This window comes from Pantoea sp. SGAir0175 (assembly GCF_043547855.1).
This window is the reverse complement of the sequence record NZ_CP028081.1, coordinates 2,807,193-2,830,011: the sequence shown is the minus strand read 5'-3', so window position 1 is coordinate 2,830,011 and position 22,819 is coordinate 2,807,193. Positions and strand designations below refer to the sequence as shown.

Here is a 22,819-nt window from a genome sequence, read left to right as displayed (position 1 = left end):
ATGACACTGGGCAAACAGAAAGTCGCCGTAGTGACCGCTTCAGATTCGGGGATTGGACGCAGCTGCGCCGTAATGCTGGCTGAGGCCGGCTACACAGTCGGCATTACCTGGCGCTCGGATGAAGAGGGCGCGCAGGAGACCGCGCGGCTGGTGGAGAGTAAAGGCCAGCTGGCCCAGGTGCGGCAGCTCGATCTGTCCGATCCGCAGGCTGGCGGACAACAGCTGGCGCAGCTGATCAATTCGCTCGGTCGTATTGATGTGCTGGTGAACAATGCTGGCGTAATGAGCAAAGCGGATTTCCTCGATATGACTTTTGAGGACTGGCGCAAAGTCTTCACCGTTGACGTGGACGGCGCCTTTGTCTGCGGCCAGATTGCCGCACGGCATATGGTCGATCAGGGCGACGGCGGGCGCATCATTAACATCACCTCGGTGCATGAGCATACGCCGCTGCCGGATGCCGCCGCTTACACCGCAGCCAAACATGCGCTTGGCGGGCTGACCAAATCGATGGCGCTGAGCCTGCTGCCGCACCATATTCTGGTGAACGCCGTGGCGCCGGGCGCCATCGCCACGCCGATGAACGACATGAGCAACAGCGAGGCGCACAGCCGGCGCATGCCGGAAATCCCGATTGGCCGCCCTGGCGACACGCGCGAAATCGCCAGTCTGGTGGCGTGGCTGTGCTCGGAATGGGCCACCTACACCACCGGACAATCATTCGTGGTCGACGGCGGCTTTATGCTGGCCAACCCGCAGTTCAAGGGGTACCACAGTTAACCGGCGCGGCGGCGGTTCCAGCGGCGAATCACAAAGCGCAGCACGATGCCGAACACAATTGCCGCCGCCAGCCAGATGAAGTGCTTAAGGTGCTGATCAAGCTTGTGCAGCCACGGCGTAATAATTTCACCGGCGAAGTAGCCGAGGGTGACAAAAATCAGCGCCCACAGCGCGGCGCCAATGACATTAAGCACGAAAAAGCGCAGCGGCTTAAGACGGCTGGTGCCAATAATAATCGGTCCAATCAGGCGAAAGCCGTACATGAAGCGCACGCCAATCACAAACAGGCTGGGGTGCTTCTGAATCAGCCGGTTAGCTTTTTTAATGGTGTCCTGATGTTTGCGGAAGCGCCGCAGAATGCGTGTGCCATAGCGGCGGCCAAGCCAGAACAGCAGCTGATCGCCAATAATGCCGCCGCCCATCGCCGCCAGCACCACGCCGCTGAAATGCAGCAGGCCCTCGTGCGCCGCGACGCCGCCCAGCAGGGTAAAGGTTTCGCCTTCGGCAATGCAGCCAATCAGCAGCGCCAGGTAACCGTACTGGGTGATTAATCCATTGATATCGATGTGCAATTTTTCCTCCCTGGGTAAGCGATACAGCTAACAGTCTAGCTGGCTGCGGCTTTTTTTGTGCCGCTGGCCGCAAAAACAGCCGCGCCGATTATACTTGAACTGAAGCTGCCTGCATTGGACAGCCTGATCGCTGGGGCAGCCCGTCGCATCAGAGGAGTGATTGTATGAATCATGTCTGGGGTCTTCTGGCGCATCCCAATCAGGAGATGCGTGATATCAAGCAGGAAAACGAGAGCGTTTCGCACCACTACACCCATCACGTTCTGCTGATGGCGGCGATCCCGGTGATCTGCGCCTTTATTGGCACTACGCAGCTGGGCTGGAATCTGGGCGAAGGGCAGTTCGTGCAACTCAACATGCTGACCGGTATTGGTCTCGGCATTCTGTTTTACCTGATCATCTTAGGCGGTGTGGCGGTGATGGGCCGCGTCATTCACTGGATGGCGCGCGACTATCCGCAGCGTCCCAGCATACAGCGCTGTACCGTGTTTGCCGGCTATGTGGCAACGCCGCTGTTTATCAGCGGGCTGGTGGCGCTCTATCCGCTGGTGTGGCTGTGCGTACTGGCCGGTGCGTTAGCGCTGATGTATACCGGCTATCTGCTGTACGTCGGCATCCCGGTATTCCTCAACATTGACCGTGAAGAGAGCCTGCGCTTCTCCGGCTCGACGCTGGCGATTGGCGTGCTGGTGTTCGAGGTGCTGCTGGCGCTGACGGTGATTCTGTGGGGTTACGGGCCACGCTTGTTCTGACCGTGATAAAGGTCAGGTCGTCAGCCATGGCGACCTGACTGATCCCGCTGCGCCTGGCAGCGTTTGTCATGCCCGCCTTTTTTTTAACGCCCGGAAACAATCTCCCTAAGAAATTTCGCAGACGAGCGCGTATGATAGCGCAGCCAGCCCGCGTCGCATCAGGCCTGACGCCGGCGGCCTGTGTTTCGACACAGCGCAAACCTCCTCACCGGATTTTTTTGACACGATGTCTGTAAAAATGCGTATTTCTTTGCTGTCGCTGGCGCTGTTTGTCGCCGCGCCAGCTGCGATGACTCCGGCGCTCGCCGCCGCAGCAAAACTGGCCGATCTGGCGCCGATTGCCCAGCCGCAAATCGCCTCCGGCAGCGCGCTGATTGTCGATCTCGATAATAACAAAGTGCTGTTTTCCAGCCATCCGGATCGGGTGCGGCCTATCGCGTCGATCACCAAAGTGATGACTGCGATGGTGGTGCTGGATGCCCGGCTGCCGATGGACGAAATGCTGTCTGTGGATATCAGCCAGACGCCCGAAATGCGCGGCGTATTCTCGCGCGTGAAGCTCAACAGTGAAATCAGCCGCCGCAACATGCTGCTGCTGGCGCTGATGTCCTCGGAAAACCGCGCGGCGGCCAGCCTGGCGCATCACTATCCCGGCGGTTACGACGCCTTTATCCGCGCCATGAACGCCAAAGCGCGCGCGCTCGGCATGACGCACACCCACTACGTAGAGCCGACCGGTTTGTCGCTGCACAACGTCTCCAGTGCGGAAGATCTGGTGAAGCTGCTCAGGGCCACGCGCCAGTATCCGCTGATTGGCCAGTTGAGCACCACCAAAGAGGAGACGGCGGTGTTTAAACACCCCAGCTACGCGCTGCCGTTCCGCAACACTAACCATCTGGTGTACAAAAATGACTGGCGCATTCAGCTGACCAAAACCGGTTACACCGACGAGGCCGGTCACTGCCTGATAATGCGTACCATGATTAATAACCGCCCGGTGGCGCTGGTGGTGCTGGATGCGTTTGGCAAATATACCCACTTTGCCGATGCCAATCGCCTGCGCGACTGGCTGGAAACCGGCAAGGCGGCACCGGTGCCGGCGGCCGCGCTGGCGTACAAAAAGCAGAAAGCGTCGCAGCTTGCCAGCAGTGCGGACGTGGAGTAACGCAACCTGTTACTCAGCGTAGCGGCGCAAGGGAGTGCGCCGTGTGTCGTGGTGGCGCGTGGCTGACGGTCAACGGCGCTTAAATGAACAAAATTTCTTATCGTTAGCACCAATGTTTTACGCCACCATTCCTATAGTTTCCCTGACGGCAAAGTCCTACACTGGCGACCATTCACGGTCAACCTTGCGTTTATAGGCTGTTATTGCGCTGGAATCTCACTCATATGTTCAAGTTTCGTTCTCTGTTTACCCCGTTCCTGCTGCTACTGGTGTTATTCACGCCGGCGCTCAGCTATGCGGATGACAACGCCGCGCCCGCGCAGCAGGAAGAAGACGCGGCACCGAAGGTCAATCCGGCGGTTGAACTGCCGAAGATGCAGAAGATCCTCGACAAAATTAAGGGCCAGGTGTCTGGCGATACCAATGAAAACCAGCTCAACCAGCTCAATGAGATGGCGCTGGAGCTGTCAGGTAATGCGGAAACCCTCGGCCAGGCGCTGATTCCGCAGCGTCAGCAGCTGGATGCGCAGCTGGCGGTGCTCGGCCCGGCGCCGAAGGCGGACAGCGGCGTGAAAGAGACGCCGGAAGTGACGCGCAAACGCGCCGCGCTGGAGAATCAGAAGGGCAAGCTGGATGATCAGATCAAGCAGGCCGACGGCATCAAAAACGGGGCGCTGGTACTGTCCTCGCAGATCGTCAACCTGCGGCGCGATCAGCTGAAAAGCCAGCTGGCGCTCAACTCCGGCAGTATTTTAGGACCGCGCTTCTGGTCACCGCTGTTCAGCCGTCAGGACCTGGATGGCGAAAAAATTGGCGACTTTATCAGCGAGCTGCAGGATACCGCCGCGCTGTCGTGGGAGCCGGGCTGGCGCGTGGGCACGGTCGGCTGGCTGCTGGCGGCGCTGCTGGTGATGACGCTGGGCCGGCGTTACAGCGAAGAGTTTCTGGCGTGGGTCAGCATTCACAAACTGCCGGAAGGGCGGCTGCGGCGCAGCTTCCTCGCGGCGGCGATTGCGCTGACTACGCTGGCGGCCGTGGTGCTGACCTTTAACTTTCTCTCGCTGGCGTTTGTGCGCCGCGATGAAGTGTCCAGCGACGTGCAGGATTTCATCAGCCGTCTGGTGCAGCTCAGCGTTTACTGCGGACTGATCGCTGGTCTCGGCCGCGCATTTCTGTCAACGCGCCGCCCGAGCTGGCGTCTGCCGAGCATCTCCAGTGAAGTGGCGCTGGCGCTGAAGCCGTTCCCGCCGATTACCGCCGCGCTGGTGTTTATCTTCCAGACCGCCGAGTCGTTTAACTACACGGTCGGCACCAGCCTGAACACCACCATTTTTGCCAACGGTCTGACGGCGCTGCTGATTGGCAGCACCGGGCTGGCGATCAGCATGCGCACCAATCGCGTGCGTCGTCGCATGGCGCAGGCCGGCAATCCGCCGGAAGCGCGTCCCACAGTCGTCGGCCTGGTGCAGCTGGCGCTGACGGTCACCGCCGTGGCGATTCTGGTTTCGCTGATTGTCGGCTACGTCACGCTGGCGCGCTTCCTCAGCTATGAAGTGATCTGGTGCGGCATCCTGTTTGGCTCGTTCTACTTCCTCAGTCATCTGATCAACGACGGTTGTGAAAGCCTGTTCTCCACCAACAACGCGACCGGCAAGCGGTTGCAGACCTCACTGAATATTGACGAGCGCTATCTGCAGCAGGCGGCAACGCTGCTCAGCGCCGTGGGGAAAACCCTGCTGGTGGCGTTTGTCGCGCTGGCGCTGCTCAACGGCACGTTTGCCTCGTCCACGCCGATTGAGCTGATCCAGAAAGTCATTGAGTTCTGGGGTGGCAAAGGGCTGGAGTCGCTCAACATTGTGCCGGCGCACATGGTGAACGCCATTCTGTGTCTGGTGGTGGGTATCTACGTGCTGCGCTCGGTGCGGCGCTGGCTGGACAAAGAGTTCCTGCCGAAGACCACCATGGATATCGGCATGCGCGTGTCGCTGGTGACGCTGTTCAGCAATATCGGCTACGTGCTGATTATTTTGCTGACGCTGTCGATTATGGGGCTGCAGTGGAACAAGCTGGCGTGGATCGTCAGCGCCCTGTCGGTGGGTATCGGTTTCGGCTTACAGGAGATCGTGAAGAACTTTATCTCCGGTCTGATCCTGCTGACCGAACGTCCGGTGAAGGTCGGCGATCTGGTGAGCATCAGCGGCATCGAAGGGGATATTCGCCGTATTAACGTGCGTGCGACTGAGATTCAGCTGGGCGATAAATCCACGGTGATCGTGCCGAACTCGCAGCTGATTTCGCAGAACGTGCGTAACGCCACCATGGGCAACGCGCAGGGCGTGGTGACGATTCAGCTGACCTTCCCGCTGGATATCGATCCGGTGCAGGTGCGCGAACTGTTGCTGGACGTGTATCGCGAAAACGAGCGTATTCTCGAAACGCCGGAGCCGTCGGTTTCGTTTAAAGATTTGACGCCGGCGGGTATTGTGCTGAGCGTGACCGGCAACGTCGCCAGCCAGCGCCAGATTTCCGGTGCGAAAAGCGATCTGCTGTTTGATATCCTGACGCGCCTGCGCAAAGAGGGCATCGTGCTGTCGACGCCGCAGACCATGATTATCGAACGCCGCGCGCTGCCGGCGACGCAGAATGAAGGTGAAGCGTTGCCATAATGGCATGAGACCGTAGCGGCGCAATTCATTGCGCTAAGGTTTGCCTCTGATGCAGCAAACCCGCGCGATAAATCGCGCCGCTACGGGTCCGGCAGATCTGACTCAGGCTTTCACCGCCCAGCCTTTTTGCTTACTGGTTTTCCCGATGCCCGGGTTAAAGGTATTGGTCGGATCGAGCTGGCGGTAAAACGCCTGCAGCTGCGGTTTGGCCGCATACAGATGGCCAACGTTATGCTCTGCCGGATACTCCGCGCCGCGCGCCGCGAGGATCGCCAGCATCTTCTCCTTCAGCGCATGGGCATCTACGCCTTTCTTCACAATGTAATCCTGATGGAACACGTGGCAGAAGAAGTGGCCGTAGTAAAGGCGATGAATCAGATCGTTATCAAACTCCGGCGGCAGGCGCTCAAACCACTCCTGATCGTTGCGGCGCAGCGCAATGTCCAGTGCCAGAATATCCTCCACTTCGTCAGCGTGCACCGCGTGATAGCGCACGGCGGCACCGGCTGCGGCAAAACGATGCAAAAAGGCGTGCGCGCCCTCTTTGGCGTCGCAGGCAAAGAACTCACCGCCGCCTTCGCGGAAATACTCCTGCAGATACGCCTGCGCTTCGGCCACGCCGTCGCCGGACATCTTCAGCATCAGGTGGTGCTCGTATTTGTCACGATACTGCTTAAGGCGCTTCGGCAGGTGCGCCGGGAACCAGCGGCTGATGCGTTGCAGCAGGCGATCGGTCAGGTGCGGCTTAACGAAGCTCAGCTTGCTGAGCCAGGCATCCACCCGGCCTTTGAGGGTGAAAAACAGCGGCATTTTATCGGTGCCGAGTTTATCAATCATCACAAAGGTGTCTTTGCCGTAGACCTCGGCGATGTCGAAAATATCGCGGTGCATGTACTCACCGGCGACCGGTAAATGGGTAAACTCCGCCAGCATGTGGCGACGCAGCTCGCCGAGCGTCGCCGGGTCGTTGGTGCCAATGTAAAACACCTGCTGCTTCGGCTCGGTGGGGAAGGTGTCGAGCCGCACGGCAAACACCGCCAGTTTGCCGGCGCAGCCTGACGCCTCAAACAGGCGCCGCTGGTCGGCGTTGAAACGCGCCGGCGTATCGGCATGAATGTCCCGCACCCGCTCGGCGTATTCGTGGTCGGACGCGTGGCGCGCATCCCAGCGCACATCATCCGGCTGCCAGCGCTCGTCGTCCAGCCGGCCGAGAATCTCTTCCGGCGAATGACCGAGGTCAATGCCCAGATGGTTGACCAGCCGGAGCTTGCCGTCGGCGTCCACCTGCGCAAACAGCGCCATTTCGCTGTAGGCCGGGCCGCGTTTGATCAGCGAGCCGCCGGAGTTATTGCAGATGCCGCCCAGCACCGAGGCGCCGATGCACGAGGAGCCAATCACCGAGTGCGGCTCGCGCCCGAGCGGTTTAAGGGTTTTCTCCAGCTGATACAGCGTGCTGCCGGGAAAGGCGAGAATCTGCCTGCCGCCGTCGATCAGCTGCAGTTTGTCGAGACGCAGGGTACTGATGATCACCACCGGGCGATCGTAATCGTTGCCGTTGGGCGTTGAACCTTCGGTCAGGCCGGTATTGGCGGCCTGCATCAGCACGATGGCATCGGCCTGTACCAGCGCCTGCAGCACGCGCCATAGCTCCAGCAGCGAGCCGGGGAAAACCACCGCCAGCGCATCGCCCTCGCCGGAACGGAAACCCTTACGATAGCGCGCGGTCTGCTCCGCGTCGGTCAGCAGCTGCGATGCGCCGACCAGACGGCGCAGCTCGGACAGCAGGGCAGGGTGTGAGGTGTTGTTATTCATTAGCCTATCCTTGTCGTTAACGTGGCGTTTCTACTGTAGCACGCGTCGGCCACGGGGGCGCAGTGTGACAATGGCGGCTACCTGCTATCCTCATCTTGTGGCACACTGCCCCGGTTATTTCGATATTGCGCAGTTACTTAAGAGAACCCGACCTGATGAAATGGATTTACTCTGTTAGCCTCGCTGTTTCCCTTGCCGTGCAACCCGCGTTTGCGGACGACCTGTTCGGCCCCCATCCAATGACGGAACAGGCGCGCGACGCCTTTGTTAATCAGCTGCTGAGCAAAATGACGCTGGATGAAAAGATCGGGCAGATGCGCCTGATTAGCGTCGGTCCGGATACGCCAAAAGAGGCGATTCGCGACATGATTCAGCACGGCCAGGTCGGGGCGATTTTCAATACGGTAACGCGTCCGGATATCCGCGCCATGCAGGATCAGGTCATGCAGCTCAGCCGCCTGAAGGTGCCGCTGTTCTTTGCCTATGACGTGGTGCACGGCCAGCGCACTATTTTTCCGATTCCGCTCGGCCTCGCCGCCAGCTGGGATCTGCAAGCCGTTAGCGAAGTGGGACGCATCTCCGCCTATGAAGCGGCAGACGACGGCCTCAACATGACCTGGGCGCCGATGGTGGATGTCTCGCGTGAACCGCGCTGGGGCCGCGGCTCTGAAGGGTTTGGCGAGGATACCTATCTCACGTCGCAGATGGGCAGTGCGATGGTCAAAGCCATGCAGGGCAAGAGCGCCGCCGACCGCTACGCCATCATGACCAGCGTTAAGCACTTTGCAGCTTACGGCGCAGTAGAAGGCGGTCGCGATTACAACACCGTCGACATGAGTCCGCAGCGCCTGTTCCAGGATTATCTGCCGCCGTATAAAGCTTCGCTGGATGCCGGCAGCGGCGGCGTGATGGTGGCGCTCAACTCGCTGAACGGCACCCCGGCCACCGCCGACAGCTGGCTGCTGAAAGATATTCTGCGCAACGACTGGAAATTCAAAGGCATCACCATCAGCGATCACGGTGCCATCAAAGAGTTAATCAAACACGGCGTCGCCAGCGATCCGCAGGATGCCGTGCGCATTGCGCTGAAATCCGGCATCGACATGAGTATGAGCGACGAGTATTACAGCAAATACCTGCCGGGACTGGTGAAAAGCGGCGCGGTGAGCATGGCGGAAATCGACGATGCGGCCCGTCACGTGCTCAACGTTAAATATGACATGGGCCTGTTCAACGATCCGTACAGCCATCTCGGACCGAAAGGCAGCGATCCGCAGGACACCAATGCGGAAAGCCGCCTGCACCGGGCGGAAGCGCGCGATGTGGCGCGCCGCAGTATGGTGCTGCTGAAAAACTGGCATGAAACCCTGCCGCTGAAGAAAGAAGCGACCGTGGCGCTGGTGGGACCGCTGGCCGATAGCCAGCGCGATATCATGGGCAGCTGGTCGGCTGCGGGCGTGGCGAAGCAATCTGTCTCGCTGCTGCAGGGCATGCGCAGCGCCATGGCCGGCAAAGGCACCGTGCTGTATGCCAAAGGAGCCAATATTTCCGATAACAAAGGTATCCAGAACTTCCTCAACCTGTATGAGCAGGCGGTCAGTGTCGATGCCCGTTCGCCGCAGCAGCTGATTGACGAAGCGGTCGCGCAGGCGAAAAAAGCGGACGTGGTAGTGGCGGCAGTGGGCGAGGCGCAGGGCATGGCGCATGAAGCGTCGAGCCGCAGCGATCTGGTGATCCCGCCGAGCCAGCAGAAGCTGCTGGCGGCCCTGAAAGCCACCGGGAAACCGCTGGTGATTGTGCTGATGAATGGCCGTCCGCTGGCGCTGGTGAATGAGGACCGCATGGCGGATGCGATGCTGGAGACCTGGTTCAGCGGTACCGAGGGCGGTAACGCCATCGCCGATGTGCTGTTCGGTGATTACAACCCATCAGGCAAACTGCCGGTGTCATTCCCGCGCTCGGTCGGGCAGATTCCAATTTATTACAATCATTTGCCAACCGGCCGTCCGTACAATTTCGAGAAGCCGAACAAGTACACCTCGCACTACTACGACGCGGTCAACGGTCCGCTCTATCCGTTTGGTTACGGTTTGAGCTATACCCAGTTCAGCGTGTCACCGGTGAAGATGTCTGCACCGACCATGCCGCGTAACGGCATGGTCGAAGCCAGCGTGACGGTGACGAATACCGGCAAACGCGATGGTGCCACGGTGGTGCAGCTATACCTGAACGATCCGGTTGCCAGTATCAGCCGTCCGGTGCAGGAGCTGCGGGGCTTCCAGCGCATTATGCTGAAGGCCGGCGAGTCGCAGACTGTGCGCTTTAAGATTGATGTCGATGCGCTGAAGTTCTGGAATCAGAAGATGCAGCACGTCGCCGAGCCGGGCAAATTCAACGTGATGATCGGTCTGGATTCGGTGAGAACCCAGGATGCGCAGTTCGATTATTTGTGAGTCTCAGGGTCAGCATAAATGCTGACCCTACAGGTTATGCTGTCGTAGCATTCCGGGGGCGGCATTAACCTGTACATGTTATGCTGGCGTGACATTGTAGGGTCGGCATTCATGCCGACCAGCTTAACCAGCCTGACGCGTCAATATGATGAATCTCCGCCACCGCATCGAACAGCAGGTCTTTCGCCTTAACGGCCTGTCGCTCAACGAATTTGACATCTCTCAACCGCCGGGCGATCCCGGCCTGTTCGGCCCTGACCACATCATCTGGCAGGTGCACGGCGACTTTCCCGCGATGCTGTGCGGCGGCATCAGCGCGCTGATGCTACAGATGCTGCATCCGGCGGCGCTGGCGGGCGTGTGGGATCACTCCAGTTTCCGCCAGGATATGCTCGGCCGGCTGCGGCGCACCAGTCAGTTCATCGCGGTCACCACCTTCGGCAACACCGCCGATGCGCATACCCTGATTGAGCGGGTTAAACGCATCCATCTGCGCGTCACCGGCATCGATAACACCGGCAAACCTTATGCCGCCAGCGATCCGCATCTGCTCACCTGGGTGCACGTTGCAGAAACCAGCCGCTTCCTGGCCGCGCATCTGCGCTACAAAAATCCGCAGCTCAGCCTCGCCGATCGCGATCGTTATTACGCCGAAGCGGCGCGGGTAGCGGAAGCGCTTGGTGCGCAGCAGGTGCCGAAAAGCGTAGAGGCGGTTGAGGCCTATTTACAGGCGATGCGGGCAGAGCTGGTTTACGATGCGCGCACTCACGAAGTGATGCAGCTGCTGCTTAATGCGCCAGCACCCAGCTGGCAGGCGAAACCGGCGATGCGCGTCATGCTGCGGGCTGGCTGTGGTCTGCTGCCCGACTGGGCGCAACAGCTGATGCAACAGCCGATCGGGCCAGTGGCGCAATGGCGGATTGATAAGCAGATCGCGTTGATTGCCGCCCTGTTGCGCTGGTCAATCAAGCGTGGCGCCTGGGCGCGTGCCATGCAGCGCATGGGGCGCGATCCGCGTTACAGGTGAAATTCATCCTGCTTGCTGGTGTAGCTACGCGGCGTGCGCGCCTCGCGTTTCAGCAGGAGCTGGCGCTGCTGATAGTGATGCAGCAGCATGCCCAGGCCAACGCCCAGTAGCGCCAGCGGCACCAGCGTGTAGTAGATATCCAGCGGCAGCAGCACCAGCAGCGCGATGGCACCGACTATCAGCGTCAGGGCTGCCATCACCCACGTATAGCGGACAAACAGCCACAGCAGCAGGGCGAGAATCACGATTTCGCGCAGATTGAGATCGAGGGTTTGCAGCACCATGACGACAGCTCCGCAACAGAAGAGTGCGCTGACAATAGCATGCGAAGCGGTAAAAGAATCGCAAAAAAATCTGAAGCTTCGCCGCCGCTGCCCCTGCCATTCTTAAGCCGGGCTGAACGATGGCCTGGCGCACTTTGAGAGTTTTACCCTTGTGTCACATGGCGCGAGTGCCGATCCTGCTCTATTCTCGGGGAAAATGGATCCCTCCAGGCATTGTCGAGGCGTTATGACACACCAACCTCTGATTGCTGAGGTGCCGAATCAGCAACACACTTTAACCGCCATCGTCGAACAGGATGCGCGTACCGCCTATTTTTATATCTGGCCGAACGACCTGTTCCGCAGTCAGTACGCCGTGCGCGGCTGCTGGTTGCGCAATCTGCTGCCGGCACCGGCGCAGGAAGATCGCGAAGCGATGGAGCAGGGTATTGCGCCGCTGCTCAGCGCCAGCTATTGCCGCACGCTGGAAGCGGAGCCGATGCTCGATCCGGCCGGCCTGCAGATTCTGTGGGAGCCCAGCGACGACGGTGCCGCGCTGTGGTATTACGGCCAGCTGCTGGCGGTGATCCCCGGCTGGAGCCTGTATCAGGACAAGCAGGTCAGCTTCTCGGCGGGCTGCATCAAAGAGAACCGTCTCACCGCGCCGCTCGGCTCAGCCTCCACCAACGATTACTACGCGCGCGCCGAACAGCAGCGTCATTTCTGGCGTGACTGGCACGATGGCCAGCAGTGGGATCGCGTGCAGAGCGAGCTGCTGCAACGTTACCAGGCGCAGTTTGGTGAGTCGGTAAAATATTACGCCATCGATCAGGGCAACTGGCCGCCGATGGCGATTTCGCAGCACTGGCATAACGGCGTGTGGTATTTCTTCACGCTCGGCATGAGTATCCGGCCGATGCCGCAGGTGGATTACCTGTTTGACGAGCTGGCACCGCAGTACCGGCGTGTAGAGCTGGCGATGGCGGTGGATGGTGAAGTGATGACCGAGGCCAACGCGGTACAGATGGCCAGCGCGCTGGCGGAGTTTGCTCATCTGCCGTGGGCGCGGCTGACGTGGATTGGCGAAGGGCACACGCTGGCGTCGGAAGTTGCGCCGGTCGGCTTTGAAAGCTTCCTGCTGGCCAACGGGCTGGCGGGCGAAAGTGCACAGCTGCGGCTGCCGAAGCGCGACGGCGATCGGCCAAATCTGCTGTGGGCGACGCCGATCACCGAAGCCGAGCGGCTGTTTGCCCAGGCGGACGATCGCGGCGGCCAGCAGCTGCTGCAGCGTTTGCTGGCGCAGGGCAGCGATCATGTGTTCCGTCCGCGCCAGGAAGTGGTGGAGTCCGCACCGTAGTGCCTGCCGAAAAAGCCCCGACATACCCCTCTGGCAGCGACCAGGCGGGTATTAAGCGGATGCTTCCCCTTCCAGCCATGCGACGAAGCGGTTTAGCGAGGATGATTTGTCCACGTCAGGCGCAATTAACGCCACGTAGCGGCTCCCCTTCGCCTCAACAGCTAACGGGGTGACAAGCCGGTTGCCCTGCAGATCATGTCCCAGCATTTGTATTCCACCGATACCCACACCGACGCCATCAATAATCGCCTGCAGACTAATATAATTGTGTTCGAATCGCTGAAAACGTTCCGGACGCACCTCCCCGACGCCAGCCTGCTTCATCCACCGTTCCCACTCGCCTGACCGCGTACTGGATAACACGACAACGTGGGTCGCCAGGTCTGCAGGGGTGTTCAGCGCTTTTGTGGCTAACAGTTTCGGCGCGGCAATCAGGGTGAGCTTTTCCTCAAATAACGCTTTCTTCTCAAAGTAACGCCATTCAGGTTTGTTCAGCGCATCCCGGCGAATCAATACGTCAAAGCCAGATAGCCCTTTCACCTCCGAACTGTTTGAGGTGGATACCGAGATTTCAATGTCAGGATATTGGCGGTGGAATGCCGGCAGGCGCGGGATCAACCAGTGCATCGCAAAGGTGGTTTGCGCATTGACGCGTATCGTGCGGGTGTTGGGTGTTTTGCCAAAGCGCACCGCAGCATCGCTGATGATGTCAAAAGCGGTGCTGATCTCTGCGGCAAAAGCCCGGGCATGTTCCGCCGCCACGCTGCGCTGTCCCTGACGTTCAAATAACGGTTGTCCCAGCCACGCTTCAAGCAATTTGATCTGGCGGCTAACGGCACCGTGAGTCATCCCTAATTCCTCAGCCGCGTCACTCAGGCTGTTGGCGTGCGCGGCCGTTTCGAACAGCCGCAATGCATTCAACGGTGGCAGGTTACGTTTTTTCATCTGTGACTTTTAGTATCAGGAGTTGGCAATATTTATCGATATTATGATCGAATTGCCCTCATTAAGATGCGTGCTTTGCCGTTGAAAATGAGGAAAGTCAGTGGGTGATTATCTCTTTGTGACGCTGATCGCGATCCTCTCCGGGGCGCTGAGTGGCATCATCGGCACCGGTTCTTCGTTACTGCTGCTACCGCTGATGGTCAGCAATTTCGGCCCCAGAGTGGCGATGCCGGTCATGGCTATCGCCGCAATCCTGGGAAATCTCTCGCGCATCGCGATCTGGTGGCGTGAAATCGACTGGCGCGCCACTCTGGCCTATAGCCTGCCTGGCGTGCCAGCTGCGTCGTTAGGCGCACATGTGCTGCTCTCTTTACCTGCCTGGCTCATTGATGGCGCGCTGGGTCTGTTTTTCTGGGTGATGATTTTGGTCAGACGCAGCCTGAAAAACAGTCACTGGACGCTCTCGATAAAGCAGTTAGGGCTTTGTGGTGGTGTGGTGGGTTTTCTGACAGGACTGGTTCTCACCACCGGACCGGTGAGCGTGCTGATTTTTACCGCCTATGGATTAAGCCGTGGCGCGTTTATTGGCACGGAAGCATCGAGCGCCTTGCTGTTATATTTCAGCAAGGTCAGTACGTTCGCCTTCCAGCAGGCGCTCTCAATGCAGGTTGTGCTCACCGGTGTGTTAGTGGGCAGTGGCATTATGCTGGGCACCCTGAGCACGAAGGTGATAGTCCAGAGACTGTCAGTCACACAATTTGCCGTGCTGATAGACGTCATTCTGTTTATTTCCGGCGCAGGATTAATCGTTAATGCCTGGTCAGGAGCACCATGAAATTAATCTTTATCACCCTTGAAATAATTTAAGCGTAGCGGGTCAGCCCAATCTGCATCTCAACGTTGCGTCATCGCTCAACTAAGCAATAGATACTGTTCGCACCATGCTGTGGTGCGTCAGTAATGCAAGGCCGAAATGTGCGTGAGACAGACCTGTCAGATGATTTCCTCTATCCAATCTGCAAATGCGCGTACGGCAGGGGAAAGGAAGCGCTGATGGGGATAAAGCAGGCTGACCGGCACTGAGGGTGGCTGCCAGTCGTTAAGTACTTCAACCAGCGTTCCTTTCTGCAGGTGCTCAGAAACAATATTTCCGGCAAGCTGGGCCAGCCCAAAACCTTCAAGACACATTCTAATGTAGAGTCCTGTTTCGTTTACAGCACCCTGGCCGCTGACAGCCACGGAAAGCGGCTCTGAATTCTGCACGAAACACAATTCGCCATTACGCCGGGACTGGTCTGAAAAATAGTGGACTGCCCGATGCCGGGATAAATCTTCAGGTGACTGCGGTATGCCATATTCGCTGAGATATTTCGGTGAAGCACATGTCACCCAGCGAAACCGGCCCAGTGGACGTGCAACTAGCGTGGAATTTAGCAATTCTCCTGTTCTTATTACACAATCCACGCCTTCCTGAACGAGATCTATCTGACGATCGCTCACCCCAATCATCAGATAAATATCCGGATAACGGCGGTAAAAATCTTTCAGATTTGACATGACAATGAAATGGGCAATGCCACCTGGCATATCCACACGTAGCCGCCCCTGCGGCCGTTTACTGGAATCCGTCAGACTGGATTCCGTATGCTCGATTAACGACAGTATTTCGCGGCACTGCGCAAGATACTGGAGACCCTCAGCAGTGAGATTTACCCGCCTTGTCGTACGGTTAAACAGCCGTACCTGCAGGTATTTTTCAAGACCCTTAATCGAACTGGTGACCGTTGAGGGCGGCAGGGACAATGTCTCGGCAGCACGAACAAAACTTCCGGCTTCAGCCACCCTTATAAAGATTTGCATTGCCTGAAGTCGATCCATTCACCTGCTCCCACACCTCTGATTTCTGCCCCTATTAAATATCATTGTTCGCAAATTTTGAATTATGAAAGCGCGTTTAGCATCTTTTTCAATGTAATTGTGTGACCTATCGTCTTCCTGTCAACACGAAACGAGGCGATTTAAATGAGCGATTACAGAAGAGATATTGTTAATAACCAGACCGTAAACCCGCCGATGACGCTCATCAGTGGCGCCACTATACTGAGCATGGATGATAACGTCGGTAATCTTGAACGCGGTGATATTCTTGTCACCGGCTCAACCATCAGTGCCGTAGGTCAAAATCTGGATGCTCATGGGGCACGTGTAATTGATGCTACGAACATGATTGCCATGCCGGGGATGGTCGATTCGCACCGTCACTCATGGGAGGGGCAGCTGCGCCGCATCAATCCAAATGCCACCTGTCTGGACGACTACAGCAACGCCACGCACTTCTCGTTTGCCAGGTACTATCGGCCAGCCGATATGTATATCGGTAACCTCCTGACCGCACTGAGTGCTATCGACGCCGGCATCACAACAATCATTGATAATTCCCACAACAGCCGTACTGCTGCACATTCTGACGCTGCCGTAGAGGCTCTGCTTGATGCCGGCATACGTGCCATCCACGCTTCAGGTGCGCCGGTAGCAGGCGAATGGAATAGAGCGCACTGGCCGGGTAACTGGCAGCGTCTGCAGAAAAAATATTTCGAAAATAATCCTGAAAGCCTCGTTTCTTTGGGTGTCATGGCTCAACTGGAGCCTGATCTATGGGCTGAAGCACGCCGGCTGGGACTGCCCATCGTCACTGAATTTTTCGGTGCTGAGATGGCTTCTGAACTTGAGTCATTGCATAAGCAGGGCCTGCTGGGTCCGGACAATATATTCAATCACTGCACGGCACTGCCAGATCAGGGATGGGAAATTCTGCGCGAAGCCGGTGTCCGTGTGAATGTCTGCCCGCGCTCAGATTCGCATTATGGTATTGAGAACGGAATGTTTGCCATTGAGGCCGCACGGCGTCATGGCATCCATCCTGGCCTTAGCGTGGACAACGAAACGTCATACAGCACCGACATGTTTATGGAAATGCGCGTGGCGTTTTATCTGCAGCGTGTAATGGGCATGCATAAGCAGCATTGCTGTGATTCAGAGCATTCGCTGACAACGCTTCCGGCAGAGCAGCTTCTTAAATCTGCAACCATTGATGGTGCTGCCTGTGCGGGAATGCAGGATAAGGTGGGCAGCCTGACTCCTGGTAAACAGGCCGACCTGCTGCTGATTAATGCTACAGATCTCAACCTTTATCCTGATGGAAATGCTTTTGGTACGGTGGTGCATGCAACCGAACGCAGTAACATCGACACTGTTTTGATCGGCGGACGCATCGTCAAACAGAACGGTAAAATTTCGGGTGTTGACAGCGAGCGCCTCCGCGCAGCCATTGATGAATCGCGTGCGCACCTGTTTGCCGCTGCGGGTTATGAGCCAGATATTTTTGCGGAAAACTTTATGCCGCTGGTGCAGGCAAACTAACAGAGACGAACAGCACGAGCTTAGTTTATTACGTAATAGCTTTGCTACAGGTCTGCTATTACCCTGCAGACTACGCTGAACATTTAGCTTGTAAAAAGGCCTGGCGGCGACCCGCTCACCGCCGGTTTTTTCTTCACGACCAGGGCCTTCAGCCTCAGTATTTACGTGCTGACTGTCACCGAAGTTAACACCAGAGCGGTCAGAAAGGAGGCAGGGTAAGGCCAGTGACAATAAGCGCTCTTATGATCACACTATTCAATCAGTTAACCATTTTGTGATCTGGCGCACCTCAAGTTCCTCTGTAACAAGCCGTTAACCTCGATCAGGCAACTCGCCACACCAGGGTAAGGGCACACCGATGTTAAAAACCACACAATCCCGTTTTACCGCGACTTTAGTCGCATTCTTCGTTGTTCTTATGCTGGTCACCGTCCTGGTGATCAACCAGTTCATCGCGCCACAGCTTAGCCAGAACGAAAGCCGGCTGGTGCGCTATGAGGTGGATGGTCTCGCCGGGCGTATCGTCGAGCAGATGAACCGCGTGCAGGCGCAGCAGCGTGCCATTACCGAAGCGGCGGGCGTGATGGACAGCGCCGCCATTGATACGCTGCTGCCGGCGCTGGTTAACCAGTATCAGGACAGCAACGTGTTCGGCGGCGGTATCTGGCCGTTACCTAACCGGCGCGATCCGGCGAAAGAGAAAGACAGCTCGTTCTTTGCGCGTAACGCCAGCAACCAGCTGCAGGTCAACACCTACTGGAACTCCGATGCTGCCGACAAATACTGGGAGCAGCCGTGGTACAAAGATGGCATGGCCGCAGAAAAAGGCCAGTGCGCGTGGGCGAAGGCTTATCAGGATGCCGCCAGCCCGCAGCCGCGCACCAACTGCGCCATGGCGATTTACCGTAACGGCACTGTCTGGGGCGTCTCAACCATTGACGTCACGCTCGGCTTTTTCAACCAGCTGGCGCAGCAGATGGGTGAGGCGATTCATGGCCGCGTACTGATTGTCGAAGCGGACGGCAAAGTGGTCGGCAATGCCGCGCTGCTGGAGGGTACGCCGAAGCTGGAAAATCTGGCTGATACCCAGCTGCCAATGGCGGCGGCGCTGAAAGGGCTGCTGGCACAGGCCGGTTCTCAGCCGTCGCAAACCACCTTCAGCGGAGAAGATGGTGAGCACACGCTGTTCCTGCAGGCCATTCCCGGCAGCCCGTGGTATCTGGCCAGCGACGTACCGTCCGCGCTGCTGGATGCGCAGACGCACAGCATGCTGACCCGTCTCGGCCTGGTCCAGATCCCGCTGGCGATTCTGCTGCTGCTGGTGCTGCTTGGCTTTGTCCGCGCGATGATGAAACGCCTGAATCTGCTGCATCAAAACATCGAAGCGCTGTCGACTGGTGGTGCGGATCTGACGCAGCGTCTGCCGGCCAGCAATAGCCCGGAATTCAATGCTGTGGCGCAAAGCTTTAACCAGTTCATCGCCCATTTGCAGGGGCTGATGCGCCAGGTGGGCGACAGCGCACTGGCGATTACCGCGGCTTCACGCGAAATTGCCAGCGGCAACGCCGATCTCTCGGCGCGGACGGAATCGCAGGCGAGTTCCATTGTGCAAACCGCCGCGTCGATGGAAGAGCTGACCGGCACGGTGCGCCAGAACGCCGACAACGCCACGCACGCCAACCAACTGGCAGATGGCGCGTCCCAGGTGGCGGCGCGCGGCAGTGAAGTGGTGCGTCAGGTGGTCAGCACCATGGGCGAAATCCATCACTCCTCGCGTAAGGTGGTGGATATCATCAGCGTCATCGACAGCATCGCCTTCCAGACCAACATTCTGGCGCTCAACGCGGCGGTAGAAGCGGCGCGCGCCGGTGAACAGGGTCGCGGGTTTGCCGTGGTGGCTTCGGAGGTACGCAATCTGGCGCAGCGTTCCGCCAACTCGGCGCGCGAAATCAAGAAGCTGATTGAAGAGTCGGTGGCCAATATCGACACCGGCAGCCAGCTGGTGGAGCAGGCCGGACAAACCATGGACGAGCTGATGCAGGGCGTCAGCAGCGTCACAACGCTGATGAGCGAAATCATGTCCGCCAGCCGCGAGCAGAGCATGGGGATCGAACAGGTGAACGTGGCGATTACCCAGCTTGACGGCAGCACCCAGCAGAACGCGGCGCTGGTGGAGCAGGTCTCGGCAGCGGCGCGCGCCATGGAAGAGCAAAGCGTGCAGCTTGAGCAGGTGGTGCACGGCTTCAAACTGTAATTCATCCCGTCAGAAAGCACAGCGGCGCGTTTTTTGCGCCGCTGTCACGCTTTTTCCTGCCTTATTCTCCAGAATTATCCGCTGGCTGCTAAGCTTACTGCTTATCGCGCCAGCGCACGGAATGTGCGCGATTTTCTCCGCTGCCGCTTCCGCTATTGTGTACAATAGTGGGGATTTTTCCGAAGGAGTTGTCATGCCCGCCATTGAAGTTATCCTCGTTGACCACCTCGATCGTCCCACCGGCAAGATGGAAAAGCTGGAAGTGCATGAGAAAGGATTGCTGCATCGTGCGGTAACGGTTTACGTGTTCAATTCGCGCCATGAACTGTTGCTGCAGCGCCGGGCGCAAAGCAAGTATCACTGCGGCGGTTTGTGGAGCAATACCTGCTGCAGCCATCCTTACCCGCAGGAGCCGACGCGCGATGCGGCTGAGCGCCGCCTGCGTGAAGAGATGGGACTGGATCTGGCGTTAACGCCGGTGTTTGAACTGAGCTATAACCTGCCGCTCAGCAACGGTCTGATCGAACACGAGTACGGTCACGTGTTTTTCGCCATCAGTGACGAAGTGCCGGTGCTCAACCTTGATGAGGCTGACGACTGGTGTTACCGCTCAGTCGAACAGATTCAGCAGGAGATGCGCGACAATCCGGCAAAATTCACGCCGTGGTTCCTGCACACTTTTCCACGCATCCCCAACACGCTGGGCGATTTCCGCCTCACCGCCTGAGCCAACGCCTCATCGCTGAGGCGTTATCCGCTTACTGAAAATCTTCCGCATCGACGTCATAGCCTGACGGTTCCCAGCGAATCGCCAGCAGCGCCAGTAATCCGGCCAGCGGTGCGAGCAGGATCACCCAGAACACGCCGGTGCCGAACGCCGCCACCAGCAGCGGAAACACAAACAGGGATACCGTCGAACTGGCGCGCATCAGCGTCTGGTTAAAGCCGACGCCCACGCCACGCAGCGAAGCCGGATAGCTCAGTGAGGCAAAGGTCATGGTGTGCGAACCCGGACCAAACCCCTGACCGAACAGGAACAGCGCCAGCATGGCAATCGCCAGGGCCGCTTCCTCGCCGCCGGCCGGGCGACCAATCAGCGCCAGGCCCAGCAGCGCCGCACACTGGCAGGCGTAACCGGCCACCGACATCTTCCATGCGCCCAGCCGCGGCACCAGCCGTACCGCCAGCAGCCCCCCGACAAAGGCAAACAGCAGGTTAAGCGCCAGCGAGACCAGAATGGTGGTCAGCATCGACTGCGCGAGGAAGCTGGAGATGATCACCGGCAGGCCAAAGGCCACGGCGTTATAGGCGAACGACGAGGCAATCGAGGTTATCGTTGCCAGCAGCGTACGGCGGCGGTAAACGCCCTGCAGCAGCGCGCCGTAGTTGCGCCAGCTGGCTTTACGTACTGGCTGTGCGGCAGTGAGCTCGGCATCCTGCGCGACCTCCGCGTTAATGTTATATGACCGTCGCAGGATTGCCGCTGCGCCCTGCAGGTTGCCCTGATTTGCCGCCCAGATCGGTGATTCACTCATGTAACGACTGCGGATGGCGATGATCAACAGCGCCGGTACCGCGCCAAAGCCGAGGATCAATCGCCACAGCCAGTCAGTATGGCTCTCTGGCAGCACCGCGTACAGCAGCAGCACCAGCAGATAGGAGATGCTGATCGCCGCGTACCAGGTGGGACACCACATCGCGACGCTGGCGGCCTTATTGCCCTGACCGCGCAGTCGGGAAAACTCTGCCAGAAACGCCATCGCCACCGGCAGATCGATGCCGACGCCGAGCCCCATCACAAAGCGCGCCGCCGCCAGCACGTACTCGTTCGGCGCAAAGGCACAGGCCAGTGCCGCCACCACGAAAAAGAACATATCGGCCATAAAGACCCGATAGCGACCAATTTTATCGGTGAGATAGCCACCGATCAGCGCGCCAACGATCGCGCCAAAGGTGATAGCCGACGCCACCATGCCGGTGCCGGCGGGCGTCAGATTGAATTCGCGCGTGACATCTTTAATACCGAAGGCCAGCGCACCGAGATCGTAGGCATCGAGAAAAACCCCGCCCAGCGCAATGGCGATGACGATGCGTGCATTGCTGCGCGAGGCGTTACTGTTATTGACCAGCCGCGTCACGTCGGCCGCGCTGCGAATCCACTGCGTCTCGCCCTGCGGCGTATTCCCTGCCAGCGCCACGTGCGCCGAAGAGGTTAAGTCAGACATGATGTTGTGTGATTTATTGTAAAGAGTGGGGCTATGAGCATAAGCCGCGCCACGGATGTGAAAAATTCTATTTGGTTATAAGGGCAACCAAAGCGTTCTATAAAACCGGCAACGGATAGCAGAAAAAGAACGAATTGCGCCGCTTGACCGCACCCATCCCGTTTCGCCAGGCTACGCTTGATAATCACTGAAAGAAAATAATGCTGAGGAAAGCGCCATGATTAAGCAGGGTTTATTGGGGATGATCGCATTCGCGATGAGTGTCGGGGCCGTGCAGGCAGCGGACCCGGTCAAGGTAGGTTCCAAGATCGATACTGAAGGTTCGCTGCTCGGCAACATCATTCTGCAGGTGCTGAACCAGCATGGGGTAAAAACCGTGAATAAAATCCAGCTCGGTACCACGCAGGTGGTGCGCGGCGCAATCACCGCCGGTGAGCTGGATATCTATCCGGAATATACCGGCAACGGGGCGTTCTTCTTCAATGATGAGAAGGACGCGGCGTGGAAAAACGCGCAGCAGGGCTATGAGAAGGTGAAAAAGCTCGATGCAGAGAAAAATCATCTGGTGTGGCTGACGCCAGCACCGGCTAACAACACCTGGACCATTGCGGTGCGCGGCGATGTCGCGCAGCAGAATAACCTGCAATCCCTCGACGATCTCAGCGCTTACCTGAAAAAAGGCGGCACCTTTAAGCTGGCGGCGTCGGCGGAGTTCATCGAGCGCAGCGATGCGCTGCCAGCGTTTGAGAAAGCCTACAACTTCAAGCTGGGCCAGTCACAGCTGCTGTCGCTGGCTGGCGGGGACACCGCTGTTACCATCAAAGCGGCCGCCCAGCAAACGTCCGGCGTCAATGCGGCGATGGCTTACGGTACCGACGGCCCGGTCGCGGCGCTCGGCCTGCAAACCCTGAGCGACCCGAAGGGCGTACAGCCGATTTACGCGCCCGCGCCGGTGATCCGCGCCAGCGTGCTGCAACAGTACCCGCAGATTGCCGACTGGCTGCAGCCGGTGTTCAGCAAGCTGGATGAGAAAACCCTGCAGCAGCTCAACGCGCAAATCGCCGTTGACGGTCAGGACGCCAGCCAGGTGGCGCAGCAGTGGCTGCAGCAGAATAAGTTGCTGTAAGC

Annotated in this window: 18 protein-coding genes; 12 read left to right on the top strand and 6 right to left on the bottom strand. The window is 58.4% G+C overall.

Features of this window, described 5'->3' with window-relative positions; translation table 11 throughout:
• Positions 1 to 780: an SDR family oxidoreductase gene (locus tag C1N56_RS13195; RefSeq protein ID WP_264248964.1), complete on the top strand. Its 780-nt coding sequence runs from the start codon at positions 1 to 3 to the stop codon at positions 778 to 780.
• Here C1N56_RS13195 and C1N56_RS13190 read toward each other — a convergent pair.
• Positions 777 to 1,352 carry a DedA family protein gene (locus tag C1N56_RS13190; protein WP_021508476.1) on the bottom strand — a complete coding sequence of 192 codons (576 nt, stop codon included), beginning with the start codon at positions 1,350 to 1,352 and terminating at the stop codon, positions 777 to 779. The two genes, C1N56_RS13195 and C1N56_RS13190, sit on opposite strands and share 4 nt — an antisense overlap.
• A 164-nt stretch (positions 1,353 to 1,516) precedes the next feature.
• Here C1N56_RS13190 and C1N56_RS13185 point away from each other — a divergent pair, with 164 nt between their 5' ends.
• The 3 genes from C1N56_RS13185 (at position 1,517) to C1N56_RS13175 (ending at position 5,935) form a co-directional block, all read left to right on the top strand.
• Positions 1,517 to 2,104: a Yip1 family protein gene (locus C1N56_RS13185; RefSeq protein WP_021508475.1), complete on the top strand. Its 588-nt coding sequence runs from the start codon at positions 1,517 to 1,519 to the stop codon at positions 2,102 to 2,104.
• A gap of 226 nt (positions 2,105 to 2,330) precedes the next feature.
• The gene (gene pbpG / locus C1N56_RS13180) at positions 2,331 to 3,269 is read left to right on the top strand and encodes a D-alanyl-D-alanine endopeptidase (RefSeq protein WP_211726282.1); all 939 of its coding nucleotides are present in this window, start codon (positions 2,331 to 2,333) and stop codon (positions 3,267 to 3,269) included.
• Positions 3,270 to 3,493: 224 nt separating this feature from the next.
• Positions 3,494 to 5,935 (top strand): DUF3772 domain-containing protein, encoded by a 2,442-nt coding sequence (locus C1N56_RS13175; RefSeq protein WP_150361788.1) that lies wholly within the window; start codon positions 3,494 to 3,496, stop codon positions 5,933 to 5,935.
• Between the two features lie 102 nt (positions 5,936 to 6,037).
• Here C1N56_RS13175 and dld read toward each other — a convergent pair whose 3' ends face one another.
• The gene (gene dld, locus C1N56_RS13170; protein ID WP_058781288.1) at positions 6,038 to 7,747 is read right to left on the bottom strand and encodes a D-lactate dehydrogenase; all 1,710 of its coding nucleotides are present in this window, start codon (positions 7,745 to 7,747) and stop codon (positions 6,038 to 6,040) included.
• Between the two features lie 155 nt (positions 7,748 to 7,902).
• On the opposite strand from dld, the gene bglX reads away from it, so the two are divergent.
• A complete protein-coding gene (gene bglX, locus C1N56_RS13165) occupies positions 7,903 to 10,200 on the top strand; it encodes a beta-glucosidase BglX (protein ID WP_166719994.1) in 2,298 nt (765 codons plus the stop codon).
• 145 nt (positions 10,201 to 10,345) lie between these two features.
• Positions 10,346 to 11,227, top strand: coding sequence for an oxygenase MpaB family protein (locus C1N56_RS13160; protein ID WP_394516749.1), 882 nt, complete (start codon positions 10,346 to 10,348; stop codon positions 11,225 to 11,227).
• Here C1N56_RS13160 and C1N56_RS13155 read toward each other — a convergent pair.
• Positions 11,218 to 11,511, bottom strand: coding sequence for a hypothetical protein (locus tag C1N56_RS13155; RefSeq protein ID WP_058757834.1), 294 nt, complete (start codon positions 11,509 to 11,511; stop codon positions 11,218 to 11,220). The genes C1N56_RS13160 and C1N56_RS13155 overlap by 10 nt on opposite strands.
• 226 nt (positions 11,512 to 11,737) lie before the next feature.
• Here C1N56_RS13155 and C1N56_RS13150 point away from each other — a divergent pair, with 226 nt between their 5' ends.
• A complete protein-coding gene (locus C1N56_RS13150; protein WP_058769485.1) occupies positions 11,738 to 12,847 on the top strand; it encodes a suppressor of fused domain protein in 1,110 nt (369 codons plus the stop codon).
• 51 nt (positions 12,848 to 12,898) lie between these two features.
• Here C1N56_RS13150 and C1N56_RS13145 read toward each other — a convergent pair whose 3' ends face one another.
• Complete coding sequence (locus C1N56_RS13145; protein ID WP_394516748.1) at positions 12,899 to 13,792, bottom strand: LysR substrate-binding domain-containing protein; 894 nt, start codon at positions 13,790 to 13,792, stop codon at positions 12,899 to 12,901.
• 100 nt (positions 13,793 to 13,892) lie between these two features.
• Here C1N56_RS13145 and C1N56_RS13140 point away from each other — a divergent pair, with 100 nt between their 5' ends.
• Complete coding sequence (locus C1N56_RS13140) at positions 13,893 to 14,627, top strand: sulfite exporter TauE/SafE family protein (protein WP_394516747.1); 735 nt, start codon at positions 13,893 to 13,895, stop codon at positions 14,625 to 14,627.
• Positions 14,628 to 14,785: 158 nt separating this feature from the next.
• Here C1N56_RS13140 and C1N56_RS13135 read toward each other — a convergent pair whose 3' ends face one another.
• Positions 14,786 to 15,670 (bottom strand): LysR family transcriptional regulator, encoded by an 885-nt coding sequence (locus tag C1N56_RS13135; protein WP_394516746.1) that lies wholly within the window; start codon positions 15,668 to 15,670, stop codon positions 14,786 to 14,788.
• A gap of 144 nt (positions 15,671 to 15,814) precedes the next feature.
• On the opposite strand from C1N56_RS13135, the gene C1N56_RS13130 reads away from it, so the two are divergent.
• The 3 genes from C1N56_RS13130 to idi all read left to right on the top strand — a co-directional run bounded on the left by C1N56_RS13130 (position 15,815) and on the right by idi (position 20,193).
• Positions 15,815 to 17,212: an amidohydrolase family protein gene (locus C1N56_RS13130; protein WP_127833831.1), complete on the top strand. Its 1,398-nt coding sequence runs from the start codon at positions 15,815 to 15,817 to the stop codon at positions 17,210 to 17,212.
• A gap of 358 nt (positions 17,213 to 17,570) precedes the next feature.
• The gene (locus C1N56_RS13125; RefSeq protein ID WP_058769488.1) at positions 17,571 to 19,466 is read left to right on the top strand and encodes a methyl-accepting chemotaxis protein; all 1,896 of its coding nucleotides are present in this window, start codon (positions 17,571 to 17,573) and stop codon (positions 19,464 to 19,466) included.
• A 193-nt stretch (positions 19,467 to 19,659) separates the two neighbouring features.
• Positions 19,660 to 20,193, top strand: a complete 534-nt coding sequence (gene idi / locus C1N56_RS13120) for an isopentenyl-diphosphate Delta-isomerase (protein WP_058757829.1) — start codon at positions 19,660 to 19,662, stop codon at positions 20,191 to 20,193.
• 31 nt (positions 20,194 to 20,224) lie between these two features.
• Here the strand turns inward: idi and C1N56_RS13115 are convergent, their stop codons facing one another.
• The gene (locus C1N56_RS13115) at positions 20,225 to 21,691 is read right to left on the bottom strand and encodes an MFS transporter (protein WP_021508460.1); all 1,467 of its coding nucleotides are present in this window, start codon (positions 21,689 to 21,691) and stop codon (positions 20,225 to 20,227) included.
• A gap of 217 nt (positions 21,692 to 21,908) precedes the next feature.
• Here C1N56_RS13115 and C1N56_RS13110 point away from each other — a divergent pair, with 217 nt between their 5' ends.
• Positions 21,909 to 22,817: a glycine betaine ABC transporter substrate-binding protein OsmF gene (locus C1N56_RS13110; RefSeq protein WP_058780854.1), complete on the top strand. Its 909-nt coding sequence runs from the start codon at positions 21,909 to 21,911 to the stop codon at positions 22,815 to 22,817.
• Positions 22,818 to 22,819 lie beyond the last annotated feature (2 nt).